Source organism: Sphingomonas sp. (assembly GCF_032114135.1).
Lineage (GTDB): Bacteria > Pseudomonadota > Alphaproteobacteria > Sphingomonadales > Sphingomonadaceae > Sphingomonas.
In genome coordinates, this window is the sequence record NZ_DAMCTA010000002.1 from 197,449 (window position 1) to 211,472 (window position 14,024).

Below are 14,024 nucleotides of genomic sequence, written 5' to 3' on the forward strand. Positions count from 1 at the left end.
CCAGCGTGGGGATCGGAATGCCGTTGATTGCTGTACTGCCGGGTGACGGGATCGGCCCCGAGGTGACGCGCGAGGCGCGCCGAGTGCTCGAGGCGCTGGATCTCGGCCTCAGCTTCGAGGAAGCGCCGGTCGGCGGTGCGGGCTATCTGGCGTCCGGCAATCCGCTGCCCGAAGCGACGCTGGCGCTCGCCAAGCGCGCCGACGCGGTGCTGTTCGGCGCGATCGGTGATCCCCGCTTCGAGAAGCTGGAGCGCCACCTGCGCCCCGAAGCCGCGCTGCTCGGCATCCGCAAGGCGCTCGGCCTGTTCGCCAATCTACGCCCGGCCACCCTGTTTCCGGGCCTCGAAGACGCGTCGCCGCTCAAGCCCGAGGTGGTGAATGGTCTCGACATCGTCATCGTCCGCGAGCTGATCGGCGACATCTATTTCGGCGAGAAGGGCCATCGCACCACGCCCGAAGGCCTGCGCCAGGGCTATGACGTGATGAGCTACGACGAGCAGGAAGTGACGCGCATCGCCCGCGTCGGCTTCGAAATGGCCAAGCGCCGTCGCAAGAAGCTCTGCTCGGTCGACAAGGCCAATGTGCTCGAGACCTCGCAGCTGTGGCGCGACGTCGTTACCGCGATGGCGGCGGAATATCCCGAGGTCGCGCTGACCCACATGTATGTCGACAATGCCGCGATGCAGCTGGTGCGCGCGCCGGCATCGTTCGACGTGATCGTCACCGGCAATCTGTTCGGCGACATCCTCTCCGATCAGGCGAGCATGTGCGCCGGATCGATCGGCATGTTGCCCTCGGCCTCGCTCGCCGCCTGGTCGGGCGCGAACGGCATGTACGAGCCGATCCACGGCAGCGCGCCGGACATTGCCGGGCAGGGCAAGGCAAACCCGTGCGCCGCCATCCTTTCCGCAGCCATGCTGCTGCGGCACTCGCTGGCCGATGAAGCATCGGCACAGCGCATCGAAAAAGCGGTTGCCGCAGCGCTCGCCAAGGGCGCGCGGACGACCGATCTCGGGGGTATTCTTTCAACGTCCGCGATGGGGGACGCGGTGCTGCTGGAGCTTCAGTGAGCGACACCCTGCTCGAACTTGCGGTCGTTATCCCCACCTTTAACGAACGCGCCAATGTTCCTCTCTTGATCGCCAAGCTGGACGCGGCCCTTGCCGGCCGCGCCTGGGAAGCGATCTTCGTCGACGACGACAGCCCCGACGGGACCGCCGACTCCGCGCGCGCCATCGGGCGGGAGGATCCGCGCGTGCGCGTGATCCAGCGGATCGGGCGACGCGGGCTGTCCTCGGCGTGTATCGAGGGCATGTGTGCCACCGCCGCCCCTTGCGTCGCAGTGATCGACGGCGACCTGCAGCATGACGAGACATTGCTGCCCAAGATGCTCGACGCCTTGCAGGCCGATGCCACGCTGGACGTGGCGATCGGCTCGCGTTTCTGTGACGGCGGCGGAACTGGCGAATGGGACCGCGAGCGTGTGGCAAAGTCCGCGTTCGCCACCAAGCTGTCGCGTCAGGTGCTCAAGGCCGACCTGACCGATCCGATGAGCGGCTTCTTCATGATCCGCAGCGAGATCGCGCGCGGGCTGGTGCCGGTGCTGTCGGGCATCGGCTTCAAGATCCTGCTCGACATCATGACCGCGAGCCCGAAGCCGCTGCGCTTCCGCGAACTGCCCTACACCTTCCGCGTTCGCACCGAGGGCGAGAGCAAGCTCGATTACGTCGTGGCGATGGAATATCTGATCGCGCTGTACGACCGGATGTTCGGCAAGGTCGTGCCGGTGCGCTTCGCGATGTTTTCGGCGATCGGCGCGATCGGCGCGGCGGTGCACCTCGCGGTGCTGTTCCTGCTGTTCCGGATCGCGGGGCTGCCCTTCGTCACCGGCACCATCGTCGCGACGATCGTGGCGATGACGTTCAACTATCTGCTCAACAATGCGCTCACCTATCGCGAGCGACGGCTGAAAGGCGCGGCGCTGATCGGCGGCTGGGTGAGCTTCTGCCTGGTGTGCGCGGTGGGGGCGGCGGCCAATGTCGGGCTCGCGGCGTTCCTCCACAATGTCCAGCACGGCGACTGGCGGCTGTCCGCGTTGGCGGGGATCGCGGTGGCGGCGGTGTGGAATTTCGCGCTGTCGTCGCGGTTCGTGTGGGGGCGGTACTAGGCGGGCAGCCCCCCTTCTTCCTTATTCCCCCTCCCGCTTGCGGGAGGGGGGTAAGAAAAGGGGAGGGGCTTAGCGGCGTCCTTACACCAGCTCGGCCAACTCCGCCGGACTGAAGCCTTTCAATTCCTGCCCCGCACCGGCCCGGACCTTCTTCACCCAGTCCGGATTGCTGATCAGCGCGCGGCCGACCGCGATCAGGTCGAACTCGTCGCGCTCCATCCGCTCGACCAGCTTGTCGAGATCGCTGTGCTGCGAGGTCTCGCCGCCGAACGCCGCGATGAACTCGCCCGACAGGCCGACCGAGCCGACGCTGATCGTCGCCGCGCCGGTGAGCTTCTTCGCCCAGCCGGCGAAGTTGAGGCCGTTTTCGCCGTCGATTTCCGGGAACTCCGGCTCCCAGAAGCGGCGCTGCGAGCAGTGCAGCACGTCCGCGCCGGCATCGACCAGCGGCTGGAGCCATGCGGCCATCTCGTCCGGTGTGGCCGCGAGGCGCGCGCTATAGTCCTGCTGCTTCCACTGGCTGAGGCGCAGGATCATGGGGAAGTCCGGGCCCACCGCCGCGCGCACGGCCTTGACCACCTCGACCGCGAAGCGCGAACGCTCGGGCAGGGTCGCGCCGCCATAGCCGTCCTCGCGGGTGTTGGTGCCCGCCCAGAAGAACTGGTCGATCAGATAGCCGTGCGCGCCGTGGATCTCCACCGTGTCGAAGCCGAGGCGCTTTGCATCCGCCGCGGCCTTGGCGAAGGCAGCGATGGTTGCCTCGATGTCCTGCTCGGTCATCGCGACGCCGCGCGGCTTGCCGGGCGCGACGACGCCCGACGGGCTCTCCACGTCGACCGACGGCACCCAGTCGGTCTGGGCCTTGGTTGAGCCGGTGTGCCAGATCTGTGGCGCCATCTTGCCGCCGGCGGCATGGACCTCGTCGATCACGGTCTGCCAGCCGGCAAGGGCTGCCTCGCCATGGAAGAAGGGGATGCCGGGATGGTTGCGCGAAGCGGGCCGGTCGATCACCGTGCCCTCGGAGAGGATCAGGCCGACCTCGCCCTCGGCGCGGCGGCGATAATAGGCGGCGTTGGCCGCACCGGGAATGCCCTCGGGCGCAAAGGTCCGCGTCATCGGCGCCATCACGACCCGGTTGGGCAGATCGAGCGACTTGATGCGAAACGGGCGGAAGAGAGTATCGGTCGACGCGGCCATGGGAACTCCGTTGCAGTTCGAAACTGAAGGGAAGCTAGCGACTGCCGCGCGTGGTTCAAGATGGTCGCAGGGGCGAAACGAAAATTCACCGCCAGCTAGGGAACCACATCCAGTAGGTGTAGCTCAGCGTGTCGTTGAGCGGCGCGGCGGAAAGGATCGGATAGAAATAGCCGAAGCAGACCAGCGCCAGCGCCAGATACCATTCCTCCCACCCCTTCGCGCGCAGCCGATCGAACTGGTGGAAAGTCACCGGCAGCACCAGGCACAGGAAGATCGCCGAAAGGTGATAATAGTAATAGAAGCCCAGTGATTTGGGGATGATGGCGTAGATGGCCACCGAGAAGGTCCAGAGCAGCGCCAGCGCGAGCGGCCGCCAGGCTCTGGTGCGGAACCACAGGATGTAGCTGGCCAGCACAGCGATCAGGCCGCCCCACATGATTACCGGGTTGCCGAGCAGCAGCACGCCGCGCTGTGCGCCGTGATCCCATTCGTAGAAGAACCAGATCGGCCGAAGCATCAGCGGCCAGCTCCACCAGTCGGACTGGTACGTATGGTGTGGCAGCACCTGAGTCTGCGCTGCGTACATCTCGCGCTGAAGATGCAGCAGCCCACGCAGGCCGTCGGTGGCGCCGGTCAGGTAAAAGAAGGTAGGGGCGAAGGTCGCGAAATAGACGAGGATGCTGATCGCGCCGAGCAGGGCAAGCGCAGCCAGCGTCGACAGCCCGGGCCAGTGTGGCTGGTCGCCCGAGAACAGCGCGGTAGCGATCGGCCGGCGGGTGCCGCGGGCGTCGCGCAGTCGCACCACGATCAGCGCGAGACCGAACGCGGCGATGTACGGCGCCGCCGCCCATTTCACCGCGGTGGCCAGCCCCAGCAGCGCGGCGCCGGCGCACCAGCGCCACCGCGCCTGCCAGGGCGTGCCGCGCATCGCCCAGAGCAACAACACCATGCCCCATAGCAGGAAGGCGCCGAGGAACACGTCGAGCATCGCGGTGCGCGCCTGGACGAACAGGCTTTGGTTGAGCATCGCCAGCACCGCGCCGGTCACCGCCACCCGCATCCGCCCGCGCATCAGGATCCACAGAAAGGCGAAGATGCCGAGCACCGTCGCGGTGCCGGCGATGGTTGGCATCAGCCGCCAGCCGAAGGGATTGTCGCCGAGCAGGTCCATGCCTGCGCCGATCAGCTCCTTGCCGAGCAGCGGGTGCTCGGTGTTGCGCGGTCCCGAAAGCTCGATCAGCGACTTGGCGGCGGGGACATAATGGACCTCGTCGAACATGATCTGGCCCGGCTGGTCGATATGCAGCGAGAACAGCAGTTGCGCGGCAAGGCCGATAAAGAGGGCGACGAGCCAGGGACGGGCGGCGAGAGCCGATAGGCGGAGACGCATGGGATAGGCCTAGCCGAGGCCGCGGGAGAGCGGAATAGGGCAGATTTCCCGCCCCAACTTCTGCCGCTCAGCTGCCGTCCGGCGGACCGTCGGCCAGGGCTGCAAGTAGGGCCATCGCCGCCGCTGCCTGCGATGCGGGGACGAAGACATGATCGTGATGGTGTGCGGCGACCATGTTGCAGGCGATGCCGTGGCGGGCGAGTGCGGCGGACACCGCCGCCGTCATACCCACGCCGTCCAGCGACGAAAAGACGGTGAGGGTGATGTGGCGCATCGGCAACGCGCAGTCGAAGCCGAAGGCAGCCGCGCGCTCTATCGGCAGGAGGAGGGACAGCCCCTCCCGCTCGCGGAAGGTGGCGATCGCGTGCGGGGCGTGGCGCGCCGCGTCCGCGTCGGTACCGGTGGTGCAGAATATATAGCTACCATCCTGCAGTTTCGGCGCCATTCCCGCGATCATTGCCGCGGTGTCGCGCACGGTCACGGGATCAGCCATGGGTGGTCAGCTTCAGGAGCACGAGACCGGTGACGATCAGCAGCATCGCGCCAATGCGGACGAGACTTGCCGGCTCCCCCAACACCAGAAGACCGACCAGGAATGCGCCCACCGCGCCGATCCCCGTCCAGACGCCATAGGCGGTGCCCAGCGGCAGCGTTCGCATCGACCATGCCAGCAAGGCGAAGCTGACAATTACGGCCGAGACGGTGATCGCCGTCGGGACAGGGCGCGTGAACCCTTCCGATTGTTTCATGGCGAAGGCCCAGATGACTTCCAGAATGCCAGCGATACCCAATGCGATCCAAGCCATGCGACTCTCCTCAGGAAGAGCCGGGCCGTCCCGGACTTGATACCCGCCCGGACATGCCGCCGATCGCAGGGCGGGAACGTGGTCGCCGCGCCGGGGCACATGGTCATCGAGGGAAAGATTTCAACCATGCCGGGCCGCGCACGGGCCGCGCGCTGCACCGCGAACGCGGCGTGGTCCGTGCGCCAAGAGGTTGACGCAGCGCCCCCAAGCGCCGCAAAGCAGCGCATATGAAGCGTCGTACCGGACAGGATCCCAGCGTCACCCGTAACTGGAAGCCCGCGACTCAGGCGGTACGCGGCGGCACCGCGCGCTCCGAGTTCGGCGAGACCAGCGAGGCGCTGTTCCTCACCTCGGGCTATGCCTATGATTGCGCCGGCGACGCCGCCGCGCGCTTTGCCGGCGAACAGGCGGGCATGACCTATTCGCGCCTCCAGAACCCGACGGTGGAGATGCTCGAGCAGCGCATCGCCCTGCTCGAAGGTGCCGAAGCGTGCCGCACCATGGCGACCGGCATGGCGGCGATGACCGCGGCGCTCCTCTGCCAGGTGAGCCAGGGCGACCATATCGTCCAGGGCCGCGCCGCCTTCGGTTCGTGCCGCTGGTTGACCGACAGCCTGCTGCCGCGGTTCGGCGTGACCACCACGACGATCGACGCGCGCGATCCGCAGCAGTTCGAGGACGCGATCCGCCCGAACACCAAGATCTTCTTCTTCGAGACCCCCGCCAACCCGACGATGGACGTGGTCGACCTTGAGGCCGTTTGCGCGATTGCCCGCAAGCACGGCATCGTGACGGTGGTGGACAACGCCTTCGCCACGCCCGCGCTGCAGCGGCCGATGGACTTCGGCGCGGACGTCGTCGCCTATTCCGCCACGAAGATGATGGACGGGCAGGGCCGCGTGCTCGCCGGCGCGGTGTGCGGGTCGGAGGATTTCATCACCAACACGCTGCTGCCCTTCACCCGCAACACCGGGCCGACGCTCAGCGCGTTCAACGCCTGGGTGGTGCTGAAGGGCTTGGAGACGCTCGACCTGCGCATCCGCCGCCAGAGCGAGAATGCGGTGAAGGTCGGCAGCTTCCTGGAGCAGCGGGTGCCCCGCGTGAACTTCCCGGCGCTGCCCAGCCATCCGCAGCATGCGCTGTTCATGCGCCAGATGGCCGCCGCCGGCCCGATCTTCAGCTTCGAAGTGGATGGCGGCCGCGCCCAGGCGCACGCGCTGCTCGACGGGCTGGAGCTGATCGACATCTCCAACAATATCGGCGACTCCCGCTCGCTGATGACGCACCCGTCCTCGACCACCCATTCGGGTCTCGCCGAGGAGAAAAGGCTGGAGATGGGCATCACCGAAGGCATGATCCGCATCAATGTCGGCCTCGAAGACCCCGACGACCTGATCGCCGATCTCGACCAGGCGCTGCGAGGCGCCGGGCTGTGAAGGCGCTGTTCACCGACGAGGCGACGACGCGCGGCGTGGTCGTTCGCGTGTCGGTGTCGTACCTTCCCGAACAGTCGGAGCCGCACCGCGGCCGCTGGTTCTGGGCCTATCACATCCGGATCGAGAACGAGGGCCCGGTGGCGGTGCAACTGCTCACCCGTCACTGGATCATCACCGATGGCCGCGGCCTGCGCCACACGGTGGAGGGCGAGGGCGTGGTCGGCGAACAGCCGATGATCGCACCGGGGGCGAGCTTCGATTACGTCTCGGGCTGCCCGCTCTCGACGCCGACCGGCTCGATGCAGGGCAGCTACCACATGATCGACGAGGACGGCGACGCGTTCGACGTGACCATCCCGCGCTTCGCGCTGATCGCTCCGGCGGTGGCGGGCGAACAGTGAAGCGGACCCATCTCCCCCTGAACGGCATGCGCGTGCTCGATGCCGCCGCGCGCCATCTATCCTTCACCCGCGCCGCGGACGAGCTGGCAGTGACCCCTGCCGCCGTCGGCCAGCAGATCCGCGCCCTCGAGGACACGCTGGGCGTGGTGCTGTTCCGCCGCACCACCAAGGGGCTGGAGCTCACCCCCGAGGCGGAAAGCGGGCTGACCGCGCTGCGCAACGGCTTCCTCCAGTTCGAGGAAGCGGTGCGCGCGATGCAGGCGGGGCAATCCTCCAAGTCGCTGACCATCGCCGCGCCGCGCGACCTCACCGCCAAATGGCTGATGCCGCGCCTGTCGGACATCGCCCACGCCGATCCCGACCTGCGCTTCGTGCTGGTCCCCGCCGACGACGCGCTCGATTTCACCGAAGCCAATCTCGACCTGGCGATCCGCTGGGGCGAGGGGCCCGGCGAGCATGAGGGCGAGGCGCTGGAAAGCGATGGCATGGTCACCGTCGAGCGGCCCGGCGGCGGGAGCATCGACGTGCGCATTTCCTGGCCCGGCTGCATGGCCGAGGATGCCGGCTCGCTGGTCCGCGTCGCCGATGCCGGCCTCGCGATCGACGCAGCGGCGCAGGGGCTGGGCCGGGCAACCGTGCCAGAGCTGCTCGCGCGTGCCGATATCGATGACGGCCGCGTCGCCGTCGTCGGCGAGCCCAAGGCCTCGCGGCTCGGCTATTGGCTGGTCGCGCCGCTGCCGCAATGGCGGCAGAAGAAGGTGCAGACGCTGGTCGAGGTGCTCGGCGGCTAGCCGGCCTTGGTCCGACCGATCGGGACCGGCAGCAGCCGGCCCTGGTCGTCGCCGATCACCATCACTTCCACCCCGAACGCGTCGCGCAGCGGCTGATGGGCGAGCGCGGCCTCGGCCGGTCCGAACGCCACGGTGCGACCCTCGCGGAGCAGCAGCACGTCGTCGGCGGCCCGGGCGGCCTGCACCAGATCGTGGAGCACGATCACCACGCCCATGCCGCCCGCCGCCAGCGCGCGCAGGCGGTCGAGCAGGTCGAGTTGGTGGACGGGGTCGAGGCTTGCCAGCGGCTCGTCGGCGAGCAGCCAGTCCGGTTGCCCCGCCAGCACGCGGGCGAGCAGTACGCGCGCCCGCTCGCCGCCGGAGAGCTGGGTGACCAGCCGATCGGCCAGGGGGCGGATGGCGGTGGTTTCGATCGCCGCGTCGACGGCCGCTCGATCCTCGGCGGAAAGGCCGGCGAAAGGCGCGCGGTGCGGCAGCCGGCCGAGCGCGACGAGGTCGGCGACGCGCAGGTCCCAGTGGACCGTGGCTTCCTGCGGCAGATAGCCGATCCGGCTGGCGCGCTCGCGCGGCTCCAGCCGGGCGAGCAGCTTGCCTCCGAGCTCCACCTGCCCCGCATCGGGGTCGAGCAAGCCGGCGAGGGTGCGCACCAGCGTCGATTTGCCCGAGCCGTTGGGGCCGAGGATCGCGGTGACCCTGCCGGGCCGCAGCACCGCGTCGATCCCGTGCAGCACCCGCCGCTTGCCGAGGCTGGCCGCCAGATCAGTAACGCTCAGTTCCATGTCGACCGCCGGAGCTTGATGAGCAGCACGAAGAAGAAGGGGGTGCCGAGCAGCGCCATCGCGACGCCCAGTCGGACCTCGCTGGGGCCGGGCGACAGTCGCACCAGGCTGTCCGCCGCCAGCAGCAGGGCCGCGCCGCCCAGCGCGCTCGGCAGCAGCAGCGCCGAGGGCCGCGCGCCGGTGAGCGGGCGGAGCAGATGCGGCACGATCAGCCCGACAAAGCCGACGATCCCCGTCACCGCCACGCTCGCGCCCACCGCCAGGCCGGTGCCGAGCACGACGAGCAGCTGGGTGCGCTCCAGCCGCAGCCCCATCGAGCGCGCCGCGGCTTCGCCCAGCGTCAGCGCGTCGAGCGCGCGGCCGGTGAACAGCAGCAGCGCGCAGCCGATCGCGATGAAGGGGAGGGCGAGCTGCACCTCGGCATAGCTGCGGTCGGTCAGCGCCCCCATGATCCAGTCGAGGATCTCGGCGGTGGCATAGGGGTTGGGCGCGATCGAGATCAGGAAGCTGGTCAGCGCCGCGCCCAGGCTGGCGAGCACCGTGCCGGCGAGGATGAAGGCGACCGCGCTCTCCGCCCGCCAGGCGAGCCCGGCGAGCAGCAGCATCGACCCGCACGCCGCCGCCATTGCGCAGCCGAACAGCACCAGCGGGGCGCTGCTCCCGAGCAGCACGATCGCGCCCACCGCGCCCAGTGCCGCGCTGGACGAGACGCCGACCACCGCCGGGTCGGCCAGCGGATTGCGCAGGAAGCCCTGCAGCACCGCCCCGGACAGCCCCAGCGCCGCGCCGATGGCGAGCCCCAGGATCGCGCGGGGCAGGCGCAGCTCGGCGATGATCCACCAGCGCGGATCGTGGCTGAACCAGGCGGCGGGCGGCACCCAGAACTTGCCCGCCATCAGCGAGCCGGCGAACAGCAGCGCGACCAGCAGCGCGAGTCCGCCATTGAGCACGAGCCTGTTCATGCGGCAGCCGCGCTCCGGCAGCGCGAACGAAGTGCGGCAGGGTGGGCAATGGCGATTGACATGGATGCGCCCATAGCATTCCGATCGCGCGCGCCTACCGAAACCTTGCGGGTGTCGCGTGCGGGCGCGGGGCGGGGCAATCCCCAACCATAGTATAGCCAGCCCAAATCAAAGCGATATCCTGCCCTGCGGAGGTTCGATTCCGCTGCCTGGCCAGCCGCGCGACAGTCCACCCGGCAAGACGGGATGGAACCATGTACCACCAGGCATTAATCGATGTTGCTGCGCCGGCCCAGACCGGCGGGACCCCCGAACGCATCGCGCTGCTGGCGGGTGCGATACGATCACTCGACGAGGATCTGCCCCTCGCTCGACTCTATCTCGAGCGGCTGTCGGGCCTGCTCGTCACGGCCGAGGCGGCCGAAGGACAGGATCTGTTGCCGGCCGGGCCGATGCGTACCGACGGCGTCGCCAAGGGCGGCCTTGCCGGCTGGCAGCTTCGCCGCGTCGTCGCGCATGTCGACGCGTATCTCCAGGGGCCGGTGCTCACCTCCACCCTCGCGGAGGTAGCGCAGCTGAGTACCGGGCATTTCTGCCGCGCCTTCAAGATCAGCACGGGCGAGACGCCCCATGGCTATATCATCCGCCAGCGCATCCGCCGTGCCCAGCTGCTGATGCGCGACACGCGTGACACGCTGTCGCAGATCGCCTGTTCCTGCGGACTCAGCGATCAGGCGCATCTTACCCGATTGTTCCGCAGGCTGGTCGGCACCACGCCTCTCGTCTGGCGCCGGTCCTGGCAGCACGGCGGCTGATCGCAGCAGAGTTGTTCAAGACAAAGCCGACCCGTGCGGGCCAGTCGGGTTTGCGGCGGCAGGCAGTTGCGCCGCTTCGGATAGGCTTGCGGGGGCAGGGAGCACGGCGTCGGCATGGGGAACAGGCAATCGCTGGCGATCGGCGCCTGGCGGGGCGTGTCGTTCGCGGTGGCGCAGATCGACGTTGTCGCAGCCAAAGACGACCTGCTCGTCGTCGGGATGCTGGAAAAGGACGTGGTCTGCGCGAATCGCGGTGGCGCCGATGCAGTCGATGATGTGCTGCACGGCACGCTTTCCAAGTTGCGGGAGGGCGGGATCTTCACCGGCGGCTTTGGCGAGACGCTGATGCTGACCGGTCCCCAGGCGCCGATCCACGCCGCGACGCTGATGCTGATCGGCATGGGCGCATCGCTCGGCCCCGATCCGGACGCGGTCGGCAGCCTTACCGGCCTGGCAATGCGTGCCGCCCTGCGGATGGGTGCGGCATCGGTCGGCTGTCTGCTCGGCTGGTCCGAGCTCAGCCTGCCCGACGCGCTGGTACCACCGAGCGCGGCCGCGATGATGCGCGGGGCGCTCGCAGCAATCGACGCGTATGACGGCGACGCCGTCGCGATGCAGTGGACCTTCGACATCCGCAACGGGGCGGCCGCTCAAACGACAGCCGCCCTTCAAGACGCCTTGGCGGCCTGGCGCTGAGCCATGGATGCGCGGCGCCGCCGAAGCTGCTATGCTCGGCGTGCTTTCCGGGGAGTTGAGGCGCCAACGATGTTGACCAGGGTTTCCAGCGGGCGTGCGCCGGCACGCGGCTCCGCGCCGATCCGCATCCTGCTGGTCGACGATCACATGCTGCTGCGCGAAGGCGTGCGCGCCGTCGTCTCCACCCAGAGCGACATGGCGATCGCCGGCGAGGCAAGCGGCGGCGCCGAGGCGATCGAGGCCTATGCACGGTTGCAACCCGACCTGGTGCTGATGGACCTGCAGATGGCGGATATGTCTGGCCTCGACGCGATTACCGCGATCCGCGCGGCATCCCCCGATGCCCGGATCATCGTGCTGACGACCTATTCGGGCGATGGCCGTGCGATCAAGGCGCTGCGGGCCGGGGCGATGGGCTATCTGCTCAAGGCCAGCCTGCGCAACCAACTGCTCGAGGCGATCCGCTCGGTCCATCACGGCGGCAAGCATCTTGACGCCAGCGTGGCGACCGCGATCGCGCTGCACGTCCTCGACGAGGACCTGACCGAACGCGAAGTCTCGGTGCTGACGCTCGCCGCCTGGGGCAATTCGAACAAGCAGATCGCCGCCCGGCTCACGCTGTCCGAGGAAACGGTGAAGGGCCATATGAAAGCGCTGTTCGCCAAGCTCGGCGCCAATGATCGCACCCATGCCGTGACGATCGCGGCAAAGCGCGGGCTGATCGAACTCTAGCGCGAGGGTGCCGATCCGGCGCGACGCGTCCGATCGCATCAAACCCATCCAATACCGGTCCGACCGTCGCAGCCTAGGGCTGCGGGCGGCGGTATGCTGCCGCGCACGCCGTGGCGATGCGATGCACTGACCGCTCACTGTTCGAAAGAATAGAACGGTACGCGTAAGTTTATCCGAGTTTTCGGAAAATGCGTGCCGGCTATTCTGACCGCATCAACGCCGGACCCCGGCAGATTTTGGAGCCGCATCATGACTCTCACCGCCACCGCCACGCCGGGCACGTCGCTGATCTCGCCGACCAACCATGCCCTTGTGCTCATCGATTTCCAGTCGCAGATGGCCTTCGCCACCAAGTCGATCGACGCGACGCTCCTCCGCAACAATGCCGCGCTGATCAGCCGCGGGGCGAAGTCCTTCGGCGTGCCGACGATCCTGACCACGGTTGCCGAGAAGAGCTTCTCCGGCCCGATGTTCAGCGAGGTGACCGATGCGTTCCCGGGCCAGGCGCTGCTCGATCGCACCTCGATGAATACCTGGGAAGACGCGGCGGTGATCCAAGAGGTCAACCGCATCGCCAAGCCGCGCATCGTCTTCGCGGGCCTGTGGACCAGCGTCTGCATCGTCGGCCCGGTCGCGTCGGCCATCGACCAAGGCTTCGAGGCTTATTTCATCGCCGATGCCTGCGGCGATATTTCTGCCGAAGCGCATGAGCGCGCGGTGCAGCGGATGATCCAGCTGGGCGCGGTGCCGATGACCTCGCTTCAGTATCTGCTCGAACTGCAGCGCGACTGGGCACGCGCCGAGACCTACGCGTCCACCACCGGCATCGCGAAGCAGTGGGGCGGGGCCTACGGCCTCGGCGTCACTTACGCCAAGACGATGTTCGGCGCCTCCGAAGGCCATTGAGTTGCCCCGGGGTCCGGCGGCGCGCGCCCTCTCCAGCGCCGTCGGACCCACCCCGTTTCCTGCTTCTCCCACGACAAGGATTGCTCCCATGACCTCCACCGTGACCACCAAAGACGGCGTCTCGATCTTCTTCAAGGATTGGGGCCCCAAGGACGCCCAGCCGATCATGTTCCACCATGGCTGGCCGCTCTCGTCGGACGATTGGGACGCGCAGCTGCTGTTCTTCCTCCAGCACGGCTTCCGCGTCGTCGCGCATGACCGCCGTGGCCATGGCCGCTCCGAGCAGGTCAGCGGCGGCCATGACATGGATCATTATGCCGCCGACGCCGCTGCCGTCGCCGAGCATCTCAACCTCCGTAATGCCGTGCATATCGGCCACTCGACCGGCGGCGGTGAAGTCGCGCGCTATGTGGCCAAGTACGGCATCCCGCAGGGCCGCGTCGCCAAGGCGGTGCTGGTCGCGGCCGTGCCGCCGATCATGGCGAAGACGGAGGCCTATCCGAACGGCCTGCCGCTGGAGGTGTTCGACGGCTTCCGCAAGGGCACCGCGGAGAACCGCGCGCAATTCTTCCGCGATGTCGCTGCAGGCCCCTTCTACGGCTTCAACCGCGAGCGTGCGAAGGTCTATCCGGGCGTGATCGACAATTGGTGGCGCCAGGGCATGATGGGCAGCGCCAAGGCGCATGTCGACGGCATCAAGGCCTTCTCCGAGACCGACCAGACCGCCGACCTTAAAGCAATGACCGTGCCGACGTTGGTGCTCGCCGGCGATGACGACCAGGTGGTACCGTACCATCAGGGCGCCGAGCTCCAGGCCAAGCTGCTGCCGCACCCGACGCTCAAGATCTATCCGGGCATGCCGCACGGCCTGCTCACCACCCATGCCGACGTGCTGAACGCCGACATCCTCGCCTTCGTGCGTGGCTGATCGATTGCGCGCGCCGGG

The 14,024-nt window shown here is 68.2% G+C and carries 16 protein-coding genes; 10 read left to right on the top strand and 6 right to left on the bottom strand.

The annotated features are described in order from the left end of the window. Positions 1-17 precede the first annotated feature (17 nt). The gene (gene leuB, locus RT655_RS12955; protein ID WP_313537418.1) at positions 18-1,070 is read left to right on the top strand and encodes a 3-isopropylmalate dehydrogenase; all 1,053 of its coding nucleotides are present in this window, start codon (positions 18-20) and stop codon (positions 1,068-1,070) included. Next, entirely contained in the window at positions 1,067-2,167 is a 1,101-nt protein-coding gene (locus tag RT655_RS12960; RefSeq protein ID WP_313537419.1) for a glycosyltransferase family 2 protein, read from the top strand. The genes leuB and RT655_RS12960 overlap by 4 nt, the downstream gene beginning before the upstream one ends. Positions 2,168-2,248: 81 nt before the next feature. Here RT655_RS12960 and RT655_RS12965 read toward each other — a convergent pair whose 3' ends face one another. The 4 genes from RT655_RS12965 to sugE all read right to left on the bottom strand — a co-directional run bounded on the left by RT655_RS12965 (position 2,249) and on the right by sugE (position 5,560). Further along, a complete protein-coding gene (locus tag RT655_RS12965) occupies positions 2,249-3,364 on the bottom strand; it encodes an NADH:flavin oxidoreductase (RefSeq protein WP_313537420.1) in 1,116 nt (371 codons plus the stop codon). Between the two features lie 85 nt (positions 3,365-3,449). Next, the gene (locus RT655_RS12970; RefSeq protein ID WP_313537422.1) at positions 3,450-4,754 is read right to left on the bottom strand and encodes a phospholipid carrier-dependent glycosyltransferase; all 1,305 of its coding nucleotides are present in this window, start codon (positions 4,752-4,754) and stop codon (positions 3,450-3,452) included. Positions 4,755-4,821: 67 nt separating this feature from the next. Further along, positions 4,822-5,247 carry an ACT domain-containing protein gene (locus tag RT655_RS12975; protein WP_313537423.1) on the bottom strand — a complete coding sequence of 142 codons (426 nt, stop codon included), beginning with the start codon at positions 5,245-5,247 and terminating at the stop codon, positions 4,822-4,824. Continuing rightward, entirely contained in the window at positions 5,240-5,560 is a 321-nt protein-coding gene (gene sugE / locus RT655_RS12980; RefSeq protein ID WP_313537425.1) for a quaternary ammonium compound efflux SMR transporter SugE, read from the bottom strand. Before sugE ends, RT655_RS12975 begins: the two co-directional genes overlap by 8 nt. Before the next feature lie 227 nt (positions 5,561-5,787). Here sugE and RT655_RS12985 point away from each other — a divergent pair, with 227 nt between their 5' ends. Genes RT655_RS12985 through RT655_RS12995 form a run of 3 tightly spaced genes read left to right on the top strand, consistent with a single transcriptional unit; the run spans position 5,788 to position 8,188 of the window. Then, positions 5,788-6,996, top strand: a complete 1,209-nt coding sequence (locus RT655_RS12985) for an aminotransferase class I/II-fold pyridoxal phosphate-dependent enzyme (protein WP_313537427.1) — start codon at positions 5,788-5,790, stop codon at positions 6,994-6,996. Continuing rightward, positions 6,993-7,397 (top strand): Co2+/Mg2+ efflux protein ApaG, encoded by a 405-nt coding sequence (gene apaG, locus RT655_RS12990; protein ID WP_294255795.1) that lies wholly within the window; start codon positions 6,993-6,995, stop codon positions 7,395-7,397. Before RT655_RS12985 ends, apaG begins: the two co-directional genes overlap by 4 nt. Beyond that, on the top strand, positions 7,394-8,188 hold the full coding sequence (locus RT655_RS12995; protein ID WP_313537431.1) for a LysR family transcriptional regulator: 795 nt from the start codon (positions 7,394-7,396) through the stop codon (positions 8,186-8,188). Before apaG ends, RT655_RS12995 begins: the two co-directional genes overlap by 4 nt. On the opposite strand, the gene RT655_RS13000 is transcribed toward RT655_RS12995, so the two are convergent. Both RT655_RS13000 and RT655_RS13005 read right to left on the bottom strand, forming a co-directional pair. Next, positions 8,185-8,967 carry an ABC transporter ATP-binding protein gene (locus RT655_RS13000; protein ID WP_313537433.1) on the bottom strand — a complete coding sequence of 261 codons (783 nt, stop codon included), beginning with the start codon at positions 8,965-8,967 and terminating at the stop codon, positions 8,185-8,187. The genes RT655_RS12995 and RT655_RS13000 overlap by 4 nt on opposite strands. Further along, on the bottom strand, positions 8,958-9,929 hold the full coding sequence (locus RT655_RS13005; RefSeq protein WP_313537435.1) for an iron ABC transporter permease: 972 nt from the start codon (positions 9,927-9,929) through the stop codon (positions 8,958-8,960). The genes RT655_RS13000 and RT655_RS13005 overlap by 10 nt, the downstream gene beginning before the upstream one ends. Positions 9,930-10,183: 254 nt before the next feature. On the opposite strand from RT655_RS13005, the gene RT655_RS13010 reads away from it, so the two are divergent. The 5 genes from RT655_RS13010 to RT655_RS13030 all read left to right on the top strand — a co-directional run bounded on the left by RT655_RS13010 (position 10,184) and on the right by RT655_RS13030 (position 14,006). After that, complete coding sequence (locus tag RT655_RS13010) at positions 10,184-10,744, top strand: AraC family transcriptional regulator (RefSeq protein WP_313537437.1); 561 nt, start codon at positions 10,184-10,186, stop codon at positions 10,742-10,744. A gap of 114 nt (positions 10,745-10,858) precedes the next feature. After that, positions 10,859-11,440, top strand: coding sequence for a M17 family peptidase N-terminal domain-containing protein (locus RT655_RS13015; protein WP_313537439.1), 582 nt, complete (start codon positions 10,859-10,861; stop codon positions 11,438-11,440). Between the two features lie 69 nt (positions 11,441-11,509). Further along, a complete protein-coding gene (locus tag RT655_RS13020; RefSeq protein WP_313537441.1) occupies positions 11,510-12,172 on the top strand; it encodes a response regulator transcription factor in 663 nt (220 codons plus the stop codon). Positions 12,173-12,421: 249 nt separating this feature from the next. Continuing rightward, on the top strand, positions 12,422-13,078 hold the full coding sequence (locus tag RT655_RS13025) for a hydrolase (RefSeq protein ID WP_313537443.1): 657 nt from the start codon (positions 12,422-12,424) through the stop codon (positions 13,076-13,078). Between the two features lie 88 nt (positions 13,079-13,166). Continuing rightward, entirely contained in the window at positions 13,167-14,006 is an 840-nt protein-coding gene (locus tag RT655_RS13030) for an alpha/beta hydrolase (RefSeq protein ID WP_313537445.1), read from the top strand. Positions 14,007-14,024: the final 18 nt, after the last annotated feature.

What these genes read in the sequence shown, in the direction of transcription:
- RT655_RS13015 (WP_313537439.1), top strand. Translation starts at nt 10,859, where the DNA reads ATGGGGAACAGGCAATCGCTGGCGATCGGCGCCTGGCGGGGCGTGTCG.
- RT655_RS13025 (WP_313537443.1), top strand. Translation starts at nt 12,422, where the DNA reads ATGACTCTCACCGCCACCGCCACGCCGGGCACGTCGCTGATCTCGCCG.
- RT655_RS12970 (WP_313537422.1), bottom strand. Translation starts at nt 4,754, where the DNA reads ATGCGTCTCCGCCTATCGGCTCTCGCCGCCCGTCCCTGGCTCGTCGCC.
- RT655_RS13000 (WP_313537433.1), bottom strand. Translation starts at nt 8,967, where the DNA reads ATGGAACTGAGCGTTACTGATCTGGCGGCCAGCCTCGGCAAGCGGCGG.
- RT655_RS13030 (WP_313537445.1), top strand. Translation starts at nt 13,167, where the DNA reads ATGACCTCCACCGTGACCACCAAAGACGGCGTCTCGATCTTCTTCAAG.
- RT655_RS13020 (WP_313537441.1), top strand. Translation starts at nt 11,510, where the DNA reads ATGTTGACCAGGGTTTCCAGCGGGCGTGCGCCGGCACGCGGCTCCGCG.
- RT655_RS12975 (WP_313537423.1), bottom strand. Translation starts at nt 5,247, where the DNA reads ATGGCTGATCCCGTGACCGTGCGCGACACCGCGGCAATGATCGCGGGA.
- sugE (WP_313537425.1), bottom strand. Translation starts at nt 5,560, where the DNA reads ATGGCTTGGATCGCATTGGGTATCGCTGGCATTCTGGAAGTCATCTGG.
- RT655_RS12985 (WP_313537427.1), top strand. Translation starts at nt 5,788, where the DNA reads ATGAAGCGTCGTACCGGACAGGATCCCAGCGTCACCCGTAACTGGAAG.
- RT655_RS12965 (WP_313537420.1), bottom strand. Translation starts at nt 3,364, where the DNA reads ATGGCCGCGTCGACCGATACTCTCTTCCGCCCGTTTCGCATCAAGTCG.
- RT655_RS13010 (WP_313537437.1), top strand. Translation starts at nt 10,184, where the DNA reads ATGTACCACCAGGCATTAATCGATGTTGCTGCGCCGGCCCAGACCGGC.
- RT655_RS13005 (WP_313537435.1), bottom strand. Translation starts at nt 9,929, where the DNA reads ATGAACAGGCTCGTGCTCAATGGCGGACTCGCGCTGCTGGTCGCGCTG.
- leuB (WP_313537418.1), top strand. Translation starts at nt 18, where the DNA reads ATGCCGTTGATTGCTGTACTGCCGGGTGACGGGATCGGCCCCGAGGTG.